14 protein-coding genes and 1 pseudogene are annotated in these 15954 nt (G+C 63.3%); 11 read left to right on the top strand and 4 right to left on the bottom strand.

The annotated features are described in order from the left end of the window. Positions 1-300 precede the first annotated feature (300 nt). The 11 genes and pseudogenes from VQ045_RS13155 (at position 301) to VQ045_RS13105 (ending at position 11464) form a co-directional block, all read left to right on the top strand. Positions 301-1116: a helix-turn-helix domain-containing protein gene (locus VQ045_RS13155; protein WP_331830411.1), complete on the top strand. Its 816-nt coding sequence runs from the start codon at positions 301-303 to the stop codon at positions 1114-1116. Positions 1117-1340: 224 nt separating this feature from the next. Next, complete coding sequence (locus VQ045_RS13150; protein WP_331830410.1) at positions 1341-2828, top strand: type II and III secretion system protein family protein; 1488 nt, start codon at positions 1341-1343, stop codon at positions 2826-2828. After that, positions 2809-3099, top strand: coding sequence for a hypothetical protein (locus tag VQ045_RS13145; protein ID WP_327624169.1), 291 nt, complete (start codon positions 2809-2811; stop codon positions 3097-3099). The genes VQ045_RS13150 and VQ045_RS13145 overlap by 20 nt, the downstream gene beginning before the upstream one ends. A 175-nt stretch (positions 3100-3274) precedes the next feature. Then, positions 3275-4102: a Flp pilus assembly protein CpaB gene (gene cpaB / locus VQ045_RS13140; RefSeq protein ID WP_331830409.1), complete on the top strand. Its 828-nt coding sequence runs from the start codon at positions 3275-3277 to the stop codon at positions 4100-4102. Between the two features lie 17 nt (positions 4103-4119). Continuing rightward, positions 4120-5400, top strand: coding sequence for an AAA family ATPase (locus VQ045_RS13135; RefSeq protein ID WP_331830408.1), 1281 nt, complete (start codon positions 4120-4122; stop codon positions 5398-5400). Positions 5401-5490: 90 nt separating this feature from the next. After that, the gene (locus VQ045_RS13130; RefSeq protein ID WP_327624172.1) at positions 5491-5925 is read left to right on the top strand and encodes a TadE/TadG family type IV pilus assembly protein; all 435 of its coding nucleotides are present in this window, start codon (positions 5491-5493) and stop codon (positions 5923-5925) included. Continuing rightward, positions 5922-6314: a TadE/TadG family type IV pilus assembly protein gene (locus VQ045_RS13125; RefSeq protein WP_331830407.1), complete on the top strand. Its 393-nt coding sequence runs from the start codon at positions 5922-5924 to the stop codon at positions 6312-6314. The genes VQ045_RS13130 and VQ045_RS13125 overlap by 4 nt, the downstream gene beginning before the upstream one ends. A gap of 255 nt (positions 6315-6569) precedes the next feature. Beyond that, positions 6570-8086 (top strand): annotated as a pseudogene (locus VQ045_RS13120) (CpaF family protein). A 2-nt stretch (positions 8087-8088) separates the two neighbouring features. Next, a complete protein-coding gene (locus VQ045_RS13115) occupies positions 8089-9096 on the top strand; it encodes a type II secretion system F family protein (protein WP_327624175.1) in 1008 nt (335 codons plus the stop codon). 8 nt (positions 9097-9104) lie between these two features. Then, complete coding sequence (locus tag VQ045_RS13110; RefSeq protein ID WP_442873083.1) at positions 9105-10076, top strand: type II secretion system F family protein; 972 nt, start codon at positions 9105-9107, stop codon at positions 10074-10076. A 2-nt stretch (positions 10077-10078) separates the two neighbouring features. Then, positions 10079-11464: a pilus assembly protein TadG-related protein gene (locus tag VQ045_RS13105; protein ID WP_331830406.1), complete on the top strand. Its 1386-nt coding sequence runs from the start codon at positions 10079-10081 to the stop codon at positions 11462-11464. Between the two features lie 30 nt (positions 11465-11494). Here the strand turns inward: VQ045_RS13105 and bhcD are convergent, their stop codons facing one another. Genes bhcD through bhcA form a run of 4 tightly spaced genes read right to left on the bottom strand, consistent with a single transcriptional unit; the run spans position 11495 to position 15826 of the window. Then, positions 11495-12460, bottom strand: coding sequence for an iminosuccinate reductase BhcD (gene bhcD, locus VQ045_RS13100; RefSeq protein WP_331830405.1), 966 nt, complete (start codon positions 12458-12460; stop codon positions 11495-11497). Between the two features lie 9 nt (positions 12461-12469). Beyond that, complete coding sequence (bhcC, locus tag VQ045_RS13095; RefSeq protein ID WP_331830404.1) at positions 12470-13633, bottom strand: 3-hydroxy-D-aspartate aldolase BhcC; 1164 nt, start codon at positions 13631-13633, stop codon at positions 12470-12472. A gap of 12 nt (positions 13634-13645) precedes the next feature. After that, positions 13646-14620, bottom strand: coding sequence for a beta-hydroxyaspartate dehydratase BhcB (gene bhcB, locus VQ045_RS13090; protein ID WP_331830403.1), 975 nt, complete (start codon positions 14618-14620; stop codon positions 13646-13648). Positions 14621-14635: 15 nt separating this feature from the next. Beyond that, a complete protein-coding gene (bhcA, locus tag VQ045_RS13085; protein ID WP_331830402.1) occupies positions 14636-15826 on the bottom strand; it encodes an L-aspartate--glyoxylate aminotransferase BhcA in 1191 nt (396 codons plus the stop codon). Positions 15827-15954: the final 128 nt, after the last annotated feature.

Genomic DNA, 15954 nt, shown 5'->3' with positions numbered 1-15954 from the left:
GCCCACTGCTGCGCAGCTTGGAACAAGCTCGTCGATCAGCCCTGGAAAATCACGTCCATCGGAATGCGAGATTGGGCGCATGGGTCTTGATCAGCGCCCGTTGGTATTAGGCCACAAGCCGCAGCATCGATCATGAGAAGGGACCGGATTGAAAGAGAAGTGATGGCGGTCATGTTTGGTTCTCCTGGTTCTTGAACGGACCATCCGCGAAGGTCCTCGATCCAGTTTCCCGACCGCCGGCGCCAAGTCGATTACGTCAAAGGTAATTGAAAGCCCTGCGCTTTCGGCTAACCTCGCTCAATGACCGAAACCATGATCGCAGTGGGCGACATCTTGCGCGATTGGCGTCAGCGTCGACGTTTGAGCCAGCTTGGACTGGCTGTCGAAGCGGAGGTGTCTCAGCGCCATTTGAGCTTTGTCGAGTCGGGACGGGCGTCGCCCAGCCGGGATATGGTGCTGCGTCTCGCGGAAGGTCTCGCTATGCCGCTCCGCGAACGCAACGCGATCCTGATTTCCGCGGGCTTTGCCCCGCTCTACCGGGAGCGGCCTCTCGATGACGATGCCATGGCAGCCGCTCGACAGGCGGTGGATCAAATCCAGAAAGGCCATGAACCACACCCTGCCTTAGCGGTTGATCGTCACTGGAACATGATCTCCGCCAATGGCGCGATCGCGCCGTTCCTGGAAGGAATAGCGTCGCAGCTTCTGGCGCCACCGGTTAATGTTCTGCGCCTCAGCCTGCATCCCGATGGTCTGGCTTCCCGCATCTTGAATTTCCGCGAATGGCGGGCGCATTTGGTTTCCAGGCTGAAGGAACAGGTGGAGCAGTCCAACGATGCAGGTCTGAAATCGCTGCTCGATGAACTGACGGCCTATCCTGTTCCCAGCGACGCCAAACCATGGCGTCCGAACGATAGAGGCGCGGCACGCGCTCCCATTGCCGTCAGACTTGAGCTTGCTATCAAAGGCGACAGATTTGCCTTTCTTAGCACGACAACTGTCTTCGGCACGGCCACCGATATCACCTTGTCCGAAATCGCAATCGAGACATTCTTTCCAGCGGATGAAAAAACGGCTGCCGCAATGCGGGCAGGTAGTCCCAACGTGCAAGGTTAGCGCGTCGGACGATCCCGGCGTTTCTCGTGTTGACCCGCCCTTAACCATCTCGTCGCAAACTGCCGCGGAATGCGGGCTGCATCGCGGTCCGACGCACTGTCAGTCGCTCGAACCGCGTGGTGGATCCACGCGGCGGTGAGCATACGCCGAACTCATCGGACGACAGCAGAGACTGGACGCGAAAGGTAGCCTCGATGGATGTGCTCCATCCTTGGAGACAGGCAGTGGAACGGCCCGCCGGCGTGCGCGCGGTCGCGGCGATACCGCGGCTGCTACGCATCGCGCTGACGACGCTCGCTTGCCTCGCAGTCCTTCCCGCGGCCGCCCAGCAGCGCATGCTCGCCATCGGCAACGGCGGCGTGTCGAATGTGGTCGTGCGGCAAAGCTCGACGGTCACCATCACCACCAACCGGCCTTTCGCCAATCTCGTCGTTGGTGACGTCAAGATCGCCGATGTGGTGCCATTGTCCGATCGTTCCTTTTACATCCAGGGCCGGTCGAACGGGATCACCAATATCTCGATCTACGATGACGGCGACAGGCTGCTCGGGGTCGTCGACACTCGTGTCAGCATGGACTTCGCCAACGTCCATTCCGCGATCCGCGCCGCCGTCCCCAGCGCGACGGTGAAGGTGACCAATTTCAACGATCGCATTCATCTCAGCGGAACCGTGAAGAGCGCGCCCGACGCGGTGAAGGTGATGGACGTCGCCCAGCAATTCTCGTCCGAGCCGGTCATCAACGCGCTAGCGGTGACCGACGCCCAACAGGTCGCGCTGGAAGTGCGCGTGCTTGAGGCAAGGCGTAGTGCCGGCCGCGATCTCGGCGTTAACTTCCGCGTGTCCGGTGGCACTTCGCTCGGCGTCATCGGCTCCCGCGTCCGGTTGAATGCCGATCCCGACACCGGCCAGCCGAAATCCTATCTCGACGACAATGCCGGGCGCAATTCGCAAGGCACGCCCTTCGGATCGCTGGTCGCTCAGGTTCTCGAGAGCGCCGGCGTTCGCGTCGACATGATCATCAATGCGCTCGAGAAGAAGGGCCTCGCGCGGCGGCTGGCACAGCCCAATCTGACCACCATGAGCGGCGAGAAGGCGAGCTTTCATGCCGGGGGCGAAGTGCCGATCCAGGCCGCCGTCGTGGGCGCCAACGGATCCTCCTCGACCCAAACCGAATACCGCCCCTACGGTGTCCGTCTCGAATTCCTGCCGACCGTTCTGGATAGCGGCTTGATCAATCTCAGGGTGATGACGGAGGTCAGCGAGATCGATCCAGCCGTCGTCGTCAACGGCAATCCCGGCTTCACGTCGCGCAAGGCGCAGACCGTCATCGAACTGCGCGACGGCCAGAGCTTCGCTATGGCCGGCCTGCTGCAAACCGTGAACGCCAAGACGATCGAGCAACTGCCGTGGATCGGCCAGGTTCCGATCCTCGGCGCCTTGTTCCGTTCGACCAGCTTCCAGAAGCAGGAAACCGATCTGGTGGTGGTCGTAACCCCCCGCCTCGTCCAACCGGCGAGCCCGGGCGAGCAACTTTATTCCCCGCTCGACCAGACCCGCTCTCCCGACGACGTCGAGCTGTTCGCGCTCGGCCTTCTCGAGGTAGATAAGGACATGCTGCGATCGTTCAAGGAAGGCCAAGGCATTTCGGGACCCTACGGCCACATCATCGACATCGAGACGGATAACGGCAATGCGCACGCCCAGCCTTGAGATCGTCGTCCTTGCCGCCACTGCCCTGCTGACGGGCTGCGCGGACTATGCCAATCAGCGCGATACGATCTCGCTCGGGGCGGGTAACGCGATGCAAGCGAACATGGCGGTCCACACGGCGAACGCCTTTCCCCCTCATCGCAACGTCACGGCAATACGCACAGACGGACAGGTCGCCGAGCGGAACGTGCGTCTGTATCGCGGCACCGGATCCGCCGCCAGTCCGGCGCAACCAGCAGCAACCGCGCCCGCGGCACCCGCGGCGGAATGACGGCTGCCCGGTTCACCCGGCAGGCACGATACGATCGAGCCCGTGACGACCACGACAATTCGACCTGTCCCGTTAACGTCCTTTCTTAACGGGTGGTCAAGCTCGCGGCCCTAAGCTCCCTCGGATTATGAGGAAGCAGGCGGGTTCGATAACAACCTTCCCGCACGGTAGGACAATGATTCGAGCTCTCATCTTCGTGGCCGCGCTCGGTTCGGGCGGACTGGCTGCCTGGATCACATTCACCCAGCCCGACACTCCTGTTCAGGTCGAGCAGGCGCCTGAGATCGCACGGATCGCGATGAGCGAAGTGCTCGTGGCATCCGCCGAGATCGGCCAGGGACGATTGCTGGAAGAGACCAGCATGCGCTGGCAGTCATGGCCCGAAGGTGCCGTGTCCGCCGGTTTCATCACCCGTGCCTCCCAACCCGACGCGATCGAGACGCTCGCCGGCTCGCTCGTCAAGAGCCAGTTCCAGGAAAGCGAACCGATCCGCAGCGACAAGTTGGCTCCCGCCGGCACCGGCTATATGTCCGCCCTGCTGCCGGCTGGCAAACGCGCGGTCGCGGTCAGGGTTTCGGCGGAAAACACGGCCGGCGGGTTCGTACTGCCCAATGACCGGGTCGATGTTGTCCACACCTACACGCGACCGAGCGTCGGTACCGAGCCGCCGCAGAGCGTCAGCCGCGCGATCTTGAGGAATGTCCGCGTGCTGGCTGTCGACCAAAGCCGCAACGCCGACCCGGCCAACCCGCAACAGGTCGTGGTCGGGCGGACGGCAACCCTAGAACTGGACATCCAGCAGGTGGAACAGATCACCGCCGCCGAGGCCTCCGGGACTCTGTCCCTGGCCTTGCGGTCGGCAGCGGATCTCAACGAGCCGAAGCTCGCGGTCAAGCGCCGAGAGCCGACGGTCGGCGTCTATCGTGACGGCAAGATGGAGGTCGTGAAGGTCGCGCCACATACCGCGGGATCGCTGTGGCGAGCTCGCCGGTCGTCGCCTTGACGGACGACGAGGCGCCCATGATGCCTGCTTCCTCCGCTACCGGGGACAAGACACCGCCGAAACAGACGGCGACGAACGCCTCCGCCACCGGCAGCCTGATCATTCCGCAAATCGCCATCGCGGTCTTCACCGAGACCGAGGAGCTTGCCCGGACCGCCGAGGCGGCCGCGTCGGACCGACGCCTGCAACGGACGCGATTGACGGTCCATGGCGGCGGATTGCCGGCTGCGATCGAGCTTTACGGCAAGGGTCCGACCCCCAATCTCATCATCGTTGAAACGACGGCCGAGAATGCCGCGCTGTTCGCAGGGCTGAACGCGCTGGCCGATGTCTGCCTGACCAGCACCAAAGTCATCGTGATCGGACACCGCAACGACATCACGCTCTACCGGGAACTGATCGAGCAGGGCATCCACGAATATGTCGTCGCCCCGCTGGACGTAATGTCGCTGATCGCCACGATCGGCCGCCTCTACAAAAGCGCTGGCGCGCAGAAGCTTGGAAAGGTCTGCGCCTTCTTTGGCGCGCGTGGGGGCGTCGGTTCATCGACCGTGGCGCACAATACTGCCTGGTCGCTGGCCTCGTCCTTCGATTCCGACGTTCTTCTGATCGATATGGATCTACCCTTCGGCACCGCCGGCCTGGACTTCAACATCGAGGCGGCACAGGGGGTCATGGACGCGATCAGCGACGCCGACCGGCTTGACGACGTGCTGTTGGAGCGGATCATGACGCAGCGTGGCGAACGGCTCAGCATCCTGACGCCGCCGCTCGCGCTGACGAACGCCTACGATCTGCGGGAGACGGATTTCAACGGCCTCATCGACATCGCGCGATCGAGCGCCAGGCTGACGATCCTCGACCTTCCCCATATGTGGACCGCCTGGGTCAAACGGCTTCTGACCGACGCGGACGACGTCGTCATCACCGCTGCGCCGGACCTCGCCAATATGCGCAACGTCAAGGGCGTCATCGAATTCCTGCGGTCCACCCGGCCGCATGACAGCCCTCCCAAGCTGGTCCTGAACCAGATCGGCATCCCGAAACGCCCGGAGATCAAGGCTCCGGCCTTTGCCACTGCCGTCGCGCTCGAGCCCAGCCTCAGCATCCCCTTCGACCCGGCGCTTTTCGGCAACGCAGCCAATGACGGTCGCATGATCGGGGAAACATCGGCCCGTTCGCCCGTGGCCCGCTCGTTTGACGAACTCGCACACTCCCTGATCAGCGGCAAGGCGGTGTCGCGGCCCGCGAGGAAAGGCATCAATGCTCTTGCCGCGCGCTTGGTCGGGAGGCGTTGAACCGCGATGCGCGCTCTGCCGCCCTTTTCCCGGGACCGACGACGCAGCCGCCCTCGTCTCCGGCGATCGGCGGATCGCTTCCAGGCGCTGATGGCCGGCAGGGACGGCGTCTCGGCGGTCGAATTCGCTCTCTTCGCACCGATCCTGTTCTTCGCTCTCATCGCGACGGCGGATCTCGGCCTGGCGTTGAACGAACGAATGGCGATCGACCACGTCCTGCGCGCGGGCGCCCAGACCGCTATGGCCGACCCGGGTGAGCAGCGTGTCATCGACGTCATGACGGCCACCGCCACGCCGAATTTTCCGCCCCCGACAGACCCCGCGGTCGCCCCCGATCTGGTGATGTCGGTGTCGCGCTATTACGCCTGCCCGGAAGCGCCCGACGTCGCGGTGCCCGCCTCGACCAGTTGCGCCGGATCAGCGCCGACCTACAGCTTCTATCAAATTGGCGGGACAAAGACTTACAGCGGCTGGATCATTCCTGATCTCAACTTCCGGCCGCAGATTCAGGTGCAGGTACGATGAGCCTGCGGAACCGCTTTCGAAACGACGATGTGGGTGCGACGGCCGTCGAATTCGCCATCATATGCTTTCCGTTATTGCTTATTTCGCTCGGCGTCGTCGAATTCGGGCGGGCCCTGAATGTCCGCAACGACCTCGCCTTCGCGGCGGATTTCGCGGTTCGCTCCGTTCTTAACGACGCGACGGTTCCAAATCCGGATCTGGATTCGACAATCCGCACATCCTTCACCGGCAACCGCCCCGACCTTCTTCAAATTGATTTTGGCACGGCTGCGGAAGCGGGCGTGTCGTTTCGCACGGTCGCGATCACCTATCCCTTTGAGTTCGTGGTTCCGGGGGTGTCGGCAAACGGCATGACGCTGAGCGTGTCCCGTCGCATTCCGCTGAACTGACCGCAGCCCCTTGCGCCGCTGGGTGCATTCCGCCCCGATTTATTCGCTATTGATTACAATTGCGTCGATCGATTTTACGGCGCTGCAATCGTGGTTCGATAGCATCCCCCCAGTCAGGCGATGACCGCTTCGAGATCCTGAGACGGCCGGTTCGCCGCAAGTGCGGCGCAACCGACACACGGCTTCAGGCGTCACAATGGACGTGACCCCATCCTCGGACGTCAGGCCGCCATAGCGTATCGCTGCGGAGGAACCATGTTCGGCAGGAAGACGGAAGAGGAGAGCACTCCAGCCGCGTCCAACGACGACGCTGTGGCTTGCGTCATCCCCACCAGCGAAACCGCCATCACGCCGCCGCGGGTCGTGCGCCCGGAAAAGCAGCCGCGCGGCGAAAAGCACTTTTCCCTGAAGCGAGAGATCTTCGACGCGTTGGTGGACGCGATCGACGTGTCCGTCCTGTCGACCATGAAGACCGACGAAGCGCGCGAGGAGATCGTCCAGGTCGTCAATGACATCATCACGGCGAAGAAGGTTCAGATCAGCATCGCCGAGCAGGAGGCGCTGGTCGGCGAAATCTGCGACGACGTGCTCGGCTACGGACCGCTGGAGCCGCTGCTCGCCCGCGACGACATCGCCGACATCATGGTCAATGGTCGCAACCGCATCTTCATCGAGGTGAACGGCAAGGTGCAGGAGACGGACGTCCGTTTTCAGGACAACCAGCAACTGCTCAATGTCTGCCAACGGATCGTCAGCCAGGTCGGCCGTCGCGTCGACGAGTCGAGCCCGATCTGCGATGCGCGGTTGGCCGACGGCTCCCGCGTCAACGTCATCGCGCCGCCGTTGGCGATCGATGGACCGACGCTGACGATCCGCAAGTTCAAGAAGGACAAGCTGACGCTCGATGATCTGGTCCGGTTTGGCGCCATCTCCCCGGAGGGCGCGCAGATCCTGCAGATCATCGGCCGGGTGCGCTGCAACGTCGTCATTTCCGGCGGCACCGGCTCGGGCAAGACGACGCTGCTCAACTGCCTGACCCGCTACATAGACGAAGACGAGCGCATCATCCCCTGCGAGGATTCGGCCGAACTGCAGTTGCAGCAGCCGCATGTCGTCCGGCTGGAAACCCGCCCGCCCAATATCGAGGGCGAGGGCGAGATCACCATGCGGGCCCTGGTCAAGAACTGCCTGCGCATGCGTCCCGAGCGGATCATCGTCGGCGAGGTGCGCGGACCCGAGGTGTTCGATCTCCTGCAGGCGATGAACACCGGCCATGACGGCTCGATGGGCACGATCCACTCCAACTCGCCGCGCGAATGCTTGAAGCGCATGGAATCGATGATCGCAATGGGCGGTTTCTCGCTACCGGCGACCACCGTCCGAGAGATCATCGTCGGCTCCGTCGACGTCATCANTTGAAGCGCATGGAATCGATGATCGCAATGGGCGGTTTCTCGCTACCGGCGACCACCGTCCGAGAGATCATCGTCGGCTCCGTCGACGTCATCATCCAGGCCGCGCGGCTGCGCGACGGCTCGCGCCGGATCACCCACATCACCGAAGTGCTCGGCATGGAGGGCGACGTGATCACCACCCAGGATCTGTTCGTCTACGACATGGTCGGCGAGGACGCCGACGGCAAGGTGCTCGGCCGTCACCGTTCGACCGGGGTTGGACGGCCGGGATTCTGGGATCGCGCCCGCTACTACAACGAGGATAAGCGCCTCGCGGCCGCCCTCGACGCCGCCGAGCAGAGCGCCGTGGCCGCCTGACCATGTTGTATGACGGCCTTTCCCCGACCAATTTGATCTACGCTCTCGCGGCGCTCTGCAGTGGTGGCCTACTGCTTTCCTTCGTCTATCCCGGCGGCGCCAAGCGACGCGCCTACGACAGCCGCTTCACCGCGATCGCCACCAGCGGTCCCGCGGTGGCCGGGCCCAACCGCAACTCCGAGAACGCCCGCCGCAAACGATCCGTCGAGGAGACCCTGCGCGAGATCGAGGAAAAGCAGAAGAGCCAGGCGAAGCGAAACAAATCGAAGCCCAAGCTGATCGTGCGCTTGCGGCAAGCCGAGCTCAGCTGGTCGAAACGAACCTATTATGTGGTTTGCGCCGCCGCCGCCGCCGTGACCTTCCTCGTCGTTGTGGCGGTGGGAGGCGAACCGCTTGCGGCCGGCGGGTTCGCGATCGCCGGGGGCCTGTTTCTGCCGCACCTCTTCGTCAATTTTCGACGCAACCGCCGCTTCAAGCGTTTCACGGCGGAATTCACGTCGGCCGTCGACGTCATCGTGCGCGGCATCAAATCCGGCCTGCCGCTGAGCGATTGCATGAAGATCATCGCGACGGAAGCGCAGGACCCGGTGCGCAGCGAATTCAAGACGGTCGTCGAGGATCAGACCCTGGGCGTCCCCATGGACGAGGCCGTGCAGCGCCTTGCCGAACGGGTGCCGCTCTCGGAGGCCAACTTCTTCGCCATCGTGATCGGCATCCAGGCCCGCAGCGGCGGAAGTCTGGCGGAAGCCCTCGGCAATCTTTCCAAGGTGCTGCGCGAGCGCAAGAAGATGCAGGCGAAGATCAAGGCGATGAGTTCCGAAGCCAAGGCCTCGGGGGGAATTATCGGTTCCCTGCCGGTCATCGTCGCCGGCCTCGTCTACGTCACCACCCCCGACTACATCTCGCTGCTGTTCACGGAGACCCTCGGCAATATCGTCCTGGCCGGCAGCGCCGTGTGGATGATGTTCGGCATCCTGGTGATGCGCAAAATGATCAATTTCGATTTCTGAGGATGATGATGGACTTCTCATTCATCCCGACCGACCCGAAACCAGTCATCGCCCTTCTGTCGGCGTTCTCGAGCTTTTCCGCCATCCTGTTGGTAAGCTGGCCGTATCTCGCCCGCGATACCCTCGGCGAGCGGATGCGGCAGGTGGGCGAGGAAAGAGAGCGCATTCGCCTGCGCGAACGTTCCCATCTTTCCGATCGCAAGGATCCGCTGCTGCTGCGGGCGCCGCCCAAGAAATTTTATCAGGCCATCGTGAATCACTTCAATCTGTCCGAACAGGTCGGGGACGGCGAGATCGCCCGGATGTTGGCGCGGGCCGGCTATCGCGGCCGAGGACCGGTGGTCGGTTTCCTCGCCGCGCGCATCCTCGCTCCAGTCGCCATGTTCGTCGCCGCCCTCGGTTACATGGTGATGTTCCTCAGTGAAGCGACACCACTGCTTCCTAAGATCGCCATCGGTCTGGGGGCCGGCTATTTCGGCTATTACCTTCCGATCATTCTTTTGAAGAACCGGACGACCAAGCGGCAGACGTCGATCCGCCGGGCCTGGCCCGAGGCGCTCGACCTGATGCTGATCTGTGTGGAATCCGGCATGAGCGTCGAGGGCGCATTCCGCAAGGTGTCCGAGGAGATCGGTGTCCAATCCATCGAGCTCGCGGAGGAGATGAACCTGACGACGGCGGAGCTTTCCTATCTCCAGGATCGCCGCAAGGCGTTCGAGAATCTCAGTCTGCGTACGGGCCTCGACGGGGTAAAAGCCGTCGTGACCAGCCTTATCCAGGCCGAGCGCTACGGCACGCCCGTCGGTCAGGCCCTGCGCGTGCTGGCCCAGGAAAACCGCGACATGCGCATGAGCGAGGCGGAAAAGCGAGCCGCCGCGCTGCCACCGAAGCTGACCGTTCCGATGATCCTGTTTTTCCTTCCCGTCCTTTTCGCCATCATCATCACACCGGCGATTATTCGGGTCATGCAGGCGCAATGACCATGCAAAAAGCTCTGAGCACGCCCAAGAACAATCAGCACCGTGCCGGGGCGGCCCCGCCGGCACCCGTCGCGCGCTTGAGAACCGGCCGCGTCCGCCGGCTTGCGGGCGAAGCATTGCAACGGTTTGTCGGCGATCGGATCGGCAGCACGTCGGTGATCGCGGCCATCATGTTTCCGGTCGTCATCGGCGGCATCGGTCTCGGCGTCGAGACGGGCTATTGGTACATGACCCAGCGCGAATTGCAGCACGCGGCCGACGTGGCCGTCCACGCCGCGGCCGTCCGCAAGCGTTCCGGAGACACCGCCGACGGGATGCGCACGGCCGCGCTCTATATCGCCAACCAAACCGGCTTTTCGGGTTCGTCCGGCAATTTCATCGTCAATTCGCCGGTCGCGACCGGGCCGAATGCCGGCGATCCGGATACAGTCGAGGTCTTGCTTTCACAGATCGAGCCACGACTGTTTTCGGCCATGTTCAGCAACGAGCCCGTCGACATCGGCGCCCGGGCGGTCGCCAAAATCAACGAAACGGCAAGAGCGTGCATCCTGGCCTTGTCACCATCCGCGCCGGGAGCGGTAACCGTATCGGGCTCGACATCGCTCAGCCTGACCGGCTGCGACGTCGCTTCCAATTCCAACGCATCGGACGCGTTTCTAATGAAGGGCGCGGCGACCCTGTCGACCGGGTGCATCTATTCGGTAGGCGCGACCGTGACCACCGCGGCTCTCGATCTGACCGATTGCGACCAGCCGAAGGAATATGCTGCGGCCGTGGCCGACCCCTATGCGTCGGTGGCCGAACCAGTCGTCCAGGGGACTTGCCAAAGCAAGAATGTCGGAAAGCCCAATGCGTCGACGACGCTGACGCCGGTCGAAAACCATCCCAGCGGCGTCGCCGCAATGCGCTTCTGCAACGGTCTCAGCATGAAGGGAGACGTCGTCTTTCAGCCGGGTCTCTACATCATAGAGGGTGGCGACTTCACGGTGAACGGCGGCAGTGTCGATCCCGCTACCGCGGGTCTCGTCGGCTTAGGCGTCACCTTCTACCTGACGAACGGCGCCGGGCTGAAGTTGGGAGGCAACACCCGGATGAACCTGTCGGCGCCGATGAGCGGACCGTTCTCGGGCATCCTGTTCTTTGGCGGACGCGACCAAACGGGCATCACCCACACCGTCGCCGGTACATCCGACTCCATCCTGCAAGGCGCCGTCTATATGCCGGCGGGGGATCTCAAATACCGCGGCAATTCCAGTACCGGTGACGGTTGCACCCAGATCGTCGGCTACACCGTCGATCTCAGCGGCAACTCGACCTTCGAATCGCATTGCGAGGAGGTTGGCGGTAGCGACATCGTCTCCAGCGCGCTCATCCGCATCATCGAATAGGCTCGCACGCAACGCCAGGGGCGCCTGACCTCAGAGCGCCACTTCGGTGGCGTCGCCGGATCGCCGCGAGAGCTCGACGGCGGCGGACGCCACCGCCAAATCCTGCAGGCCGACCCCGGTGCCGTCGAACAGGGTAATCTCGTCGTCGGACGTGCGCCCCGGATGAGTGCCGTTGATCACCGCTCCGAGCGGGGTGATCGCCTCCTCCTTGACCAGTCCCGCGGCGACGGCGTGCTGGAACTCGCCGATCGTCACTGATTGGGCGATCTCGTCGGTGAACAGCGTGGCCGCTGCGACCAGCGCCGGATCGACCTCCTGCTTGCCCTTGGTGTCGGTGCCCATGCAGGCAATATGGGTGCCCGGCTTCACCCAGTCGCGCATCATCAACGGCTCATGCGCGGAGGTGATGCTGACGATGACGTCCGCCTCGGCGCCGAGCCGTTCGCGCTCCACCGCCTCGAAGGGCAGGCCGATCTCTTCGGCGACCCCGGCCAGCGCCGGCAGCATCTCGGGGTGAAAGTTCCACGCGACCACTTTTTCGAACGACCGCTGTTCGGCCGCGGCGCGAAGCTGGAACGCGGCCTGATGGCCGGCTCCCACCATGCCCAGCACCTTGGCGTCGGGGCGCGCGAGATGGGCGATGGACACCGCGCTCGCCGCCGCCGTTCGGATCGCCGTCAGATAATTGCCGCCGACCAACGCCTTGAGTTGCCCGGTATCGGCGTCGAACAGGAAGACCGTCGACTGGTGATTGGTCAGCCCCTTGGCGGCGTTGCCCGGCCAATAGCCGCCGGATTTCAGACCGAGCACGAGGCCCGAGCGATCAAAGCCGGACTTGAAGCCGTAAAGCGCATCGGCATGGCCGATCGCCTCGCGGATGACCGGGAAATTATACGCGTCGCCCTTGGCCATCGCGGCGAACACCGCCTCGACCGCCTTGAAGGCGTCGGCGCGGCCGACCAGTTTCTTGCAGCTTTCCTCGGAAACGATGAACATACGTCGTCCTCAGTATGCCAGGCCGCGGGCAGTGACCGGCCACAGGCTTTCGACCTTGCCGTTCCGCACGCCGACATACCAGTCGTGAACATTGCAGGTCGGGTCGCAATGGCCCGGCACGAGACGCAACTTCTCGTTGACCTTCAGGACCCCGTTTGGGTCCTCGATAACGCCGTGCTCGTCCGAGCATTTGACGTATTTGACGTCGTCGCGCCCGTAGATGAACGGCAGCCCGCTGTCGACCGACTGCGCCTTCAGCCCGGCGTCGCAGATTGCCTTGTCCGCCTTGGCGTGGCTCATCACCGAGGTGAGGAGGAACAGCGCGTTCTCCCACTCGCCGTGGTCGATCCGCTTGCCGTCCTTGTCGAGGATGCGGCCGTAATCGGCATCCATGAAGGCGTAGGAGCCGCATTGCAACTCGTTGTAGACGCCCGAATTGCCTTCGAAATAATAGCTGCCGGTGCCGCCACCGCCGACGATGTCGCAGGCGAGGCCCTCGGCCTTCAGCGCATCGACGGCGTCCTTCACCATGGCGACGGCGATGTCGATCTTGGCCTTGCGGTCCTCGTATTTGTCCATGTGCTGCATCGCGCCCTGATAGGCCTGAATGCCGGAAAATTTCAGGCCCGGCGCGGCGTCGATCGCCTTGGCGATCTCCACGACCGCCGGCGTTGTCGTTACGCCGCAGCGGCCAGCGCCGCAGTCGATTTCGACGAGGCACTCGATCGTCGTGCCATGCTTCTGCGCAGCCGCCGACAAGTCGGCGACATTGGCGACGTCATCGACGCAGACGATGGTGCGCGCGCCGAGCTTCGGGATGCGCGCGAGGCGGTCGATCTTGGCCGGGTCGCGAACCTGGTTCGACACCAGCACATCCTTGATGCCGCCGCGGGCGAAGGCCTCAGCCTCGCTCACCTTCTGACAGCATACGCCGCAGGAGCCGCCGAGGCTCTCTTGCAGCTTCTGCACGTCGACCGATTTGTGCATCTTGCCGTGCGAGCGATGCCGCACGCCCATGTCTTTGGCGAACTTGCCCATCTTGGCGACGTTGCGCTCAAGCGCGTCGAGGTCGAGGATCAGGCAGGGGGTCTGGATCTCATCCTCGCGCATGCCGACTGCCGCGGGAATGTTGTAGCCAACCTCAAAGTCGTCGATCTTGATCGGTGCGTTCATGGCTTTTCTCCCTCAGCTCTGCATCCAGGGCAGCTTTTTCAAATCGACATTGCCGCCGGTCAGGATCACCCCGACCCGCTGGCCGGCGAACAAGTCGCGGTTCTTCAGGATCGTCGCCAGCGGCACGGCCGAACTTGGCTCGATCACGATCTTCATGCGTTGCCACGTCAGGTACATGGCCTCGATGATCTCTTCCTCGGTGGCCAGTAGCACGTCGGCGACGTAATTCGAGACGAAATGCCAGGTCCGCGGGCGCAAGCTCACTTTCAACCCGTCGGCCACGGTCTGCGGTGCATCATCCTCGATGATCTCGCCGGCATGGAACGAGCGATAAGCGTCGTCGGCGTTCTTCGGTTCGGCCGCGTAGACCTTGGTCGATGGAGACGTATGGGACATGGTGAGACACGTCCCGGAGATCATGCCGCCGCCGCCAATCGGCGCCACCACGGCGTCGAGCGGTCCCACCTCCTCGTGAAGCTCCAGCGAACAGGTGCCCTGCCCGGCGATCACCCGATGATCGTTATAGGGATGCACGAAGTCCGCCCCGGTGCAGGCCACGACTTCCTCCAGCATCGCCTCGCGCGCCGCCGTCGAAGGCTCGCACTCTCGCACCTCGCCGCCATAGCCGCGCACCGCGGCCTTCTTGGCCTCGGGCGCGGTTCGCGGCATGACCGCGATCGCCTTGATGCCGCGCCGGCCAGCCGCATAGGAGAGCGACAGGGCATGATTGCCCGAAGAGTGCGTGGCGACGCCTTTTTGCGCCTGGTCTTCCGACAGGCCGAACACCGCGTTCGAGGCACCGCGCGCCTTGAAGGCCCCGGCCTTCTGAAAATTCTCGCACTTGAAGAACAACTCGGCGCCGCTGAGCTCATTGAAATAGCTGGAGGTCAGCACCGGCGTGCGATGGATATAGGGCGCGATCCGCTCCCGCGCCGCCATGACGTCGTCGAATGTCGGTATGTCCGCTTCGCGCACTTTGGTGTCCATGTCCGTTGTCCGTCCTTACGCGGCCTTGGAGAGCGCGGCGCTCTTCGTCGACCGATAATATTCCTGCGCCGCGGCGACGCCCGAGCCGAGCGTGATCGGATAGTCGAGATCCTTCATCGCCATCTCCAACGTGGCAAGACCCGACAGCGCCATCACCTCGGTCAGCGAACCCAGATGTCCGATCCGGAACGCCTTGCCGGCCATTTGCCCGAGGCCGACACCGAACGAGACGTCATAGGCATCGTAGGCATGATTGGTCAGCGTGTCGCTGTTAAAGCCAGCGGGAACCAGCACCGCCGTGACCGTATCGGAATAAAGATGAGGTGCCTGCGCGCAAACGCGAAGCCCCCACGCATTGACCGCACGGCGGACGCCCTCGGCAATGCGGGCATGACGGGCGAACACATTGTCCAGCCCCTCCTCCAGCAGCATGTCGAGGCTCTTGCGCAATCCCTGGATCAGTTGCACCGGCGGGGTGTAGGGAAAGCCGCCCTTGGCATTGGCGCCGGCCATGTCACGGAAGTCGAAGAAGCAGCGCGGGCACTTGGCCCTCGCGACGGCGTCCATCGCCTTTTTGCTGACGCCGACGATCGCCATGCCGGTCGGCAGCATGAAACCCTTCTGCGAACCCGAGACGGCAAGATCGACGCCCCATTCGTCCATACGGAAATCCATCGAGGCCAGCGACGAAACGGCATCGACATAGAGCATGGCGGGATGCCCCGCACCGTCCATCGCGCGGCGGACCGCGCCGACATCGCTGACGACGCCCGTCGCCGTCTCGTTGTGGGTGACTAGCACGGCCTTGATCGCATTGGCCTTGTCCGCGGCGAGACGCTGACCGATCAGGTCGGCGGGCGCCCCCTGCCCCCATTCGCATTCGATGATCTCGACGTCGAGGCCGTGGCGCTGGCAAAGGTCAATCCAGCGGTGCGAGAACATGCCGTGCCGGGCCGCGAGAACCTTGTCTCCAGGCGACAGCGTGTTGGTGACTGCCGCCTCCCATCCGCCCGTGCCGCTGGCCGGAAAGGTGATGATGGTGCCGCTCGTGGTTTTGAAGATTTTTTTCAGGTCGCTCAGGACAGGGGCAAGAATGCCGACGAAATCGGGCGATCGATGATCCTCGGTCTGACCCGACAGCGCGAACCGCAGGCGATCCGGGATATTGGTCGGACCAGGTATGAAAACGGGGTTTTGACCGGTCATCTCTCTCTCCCTGACAATAGGCATATCCCAAACTAACGAGGCTTGCAGAATTTGCAATTTTTCTGAAAATGATTTCCGATAGTGCATATTTGCGATATTTTCTTTATAGTTTTCCGATGCTTATGTTT

The sequence above is a fragment of the Aurantimonas sp. E1-2-R+4 genome (genome assembly GCF_036549515.1).
Classification (GTDB): domain Bacteria; phylum Pseudomonadota; class Alphaproteobacteria; order Rhizobiales; family Rhizobiaceae; genus Aurantimonas; species Aurantimonas coralicida_A.
The sequence above is the reverse complement of the archived record's forward strand: the minus strand, read 5'-3'. Positions and strand labels throughout refer to the sequence as shown.

Bases quoted from the DNA above. Each gene is read 5' to 3' on its own strand.
- VQ045_RS13155 (WP_331830411.1), top strand. From the start codon at position 301: ATGACCGAAACCATGATCGCAGTGGGCGACATCTTGCGCGATTGGCGT.
- VQ045_RS13145 (WP_327624169.1), top strand. From the start codon at position 2,809: ATGCGCACGCCCAGCCTTGAGATCGTCGTCCTTGCCGCCACTGCCCTG.
- cpaB (WP_331830409.1), top strand. From the start codon at position 3,275: ATGATTCGAGCTCTCATCTTCGTGGCCGCGCTCGGTTCGGGCGGACTG.
- VQ045_RS13135 (WP_331830408.1), top strand. From the start codon at position 4,120: ATGATGCCTGCTTCCTCCGCTACCGGGGACAAGACACCGCCGAAACAG.
- VQ045_RS13130 (WP_327624172.1), top strand. From the start codon at position 5,491: ATGGCCGGCAGGGACGGCGTCTCGGCGGTCGAATTCGCTCTCTTCGCA.
- VQ045_RS13125 (WP_331830407.1), top strand. From the start codon at position 5,922: ATGAGCCTGCGGAACCGCTTTCGAAACGACGATGTGGGTGCGACGGCC.
- VQ045_RS13115 (WP_327624175.1), top strand. From the start codon at position 8,089: ATGTTGTATGACGGCCTTTCCCCGACCAATTTGATCTACGCTCTCGCG.
- VQ045_RS13110 (WP_442873083.1), top strand. From the start codon at position 9,105: ATGGACTTCTCATTCATCCCGACCGACCCGAAACCAGTCATCGCCCTT.
- VQ045_RS13105 (WP_331830406.1), top strand. From the start codon at position 10,079: ATGCAAAAAGCTCTGAGCACGCCCAAGAACAATCAGCACCGTGCCGGG.
- bhcD (WP_331830405.1), bottom strand. From the start codon at position 12,460: ATGTTCATCGTTTCCGAGGAAAGCTGCAAGAAACTGGTCGGCCGCGCC.
- bhcC (WP_331830404.1), bottom strand. From the start codon at position 13,633: ATGAACGCACCGATCAAGATCGACGACTTTGAGGTTGGCTACAACATT.
- bhcB (WP_331830403.1), bottom strand. From the start codon at position 14,620: ATGGACACCAAAGTGCGCGAAGCGGACATACCGACATTCGACGACGTC.
- bhcA (WP_331830402.1), bottom strand. From the start codon at position 15,826: ATGACCGGTCAAAACCCCGTTTTCATACCTGGTCCGACCAATATCCCG.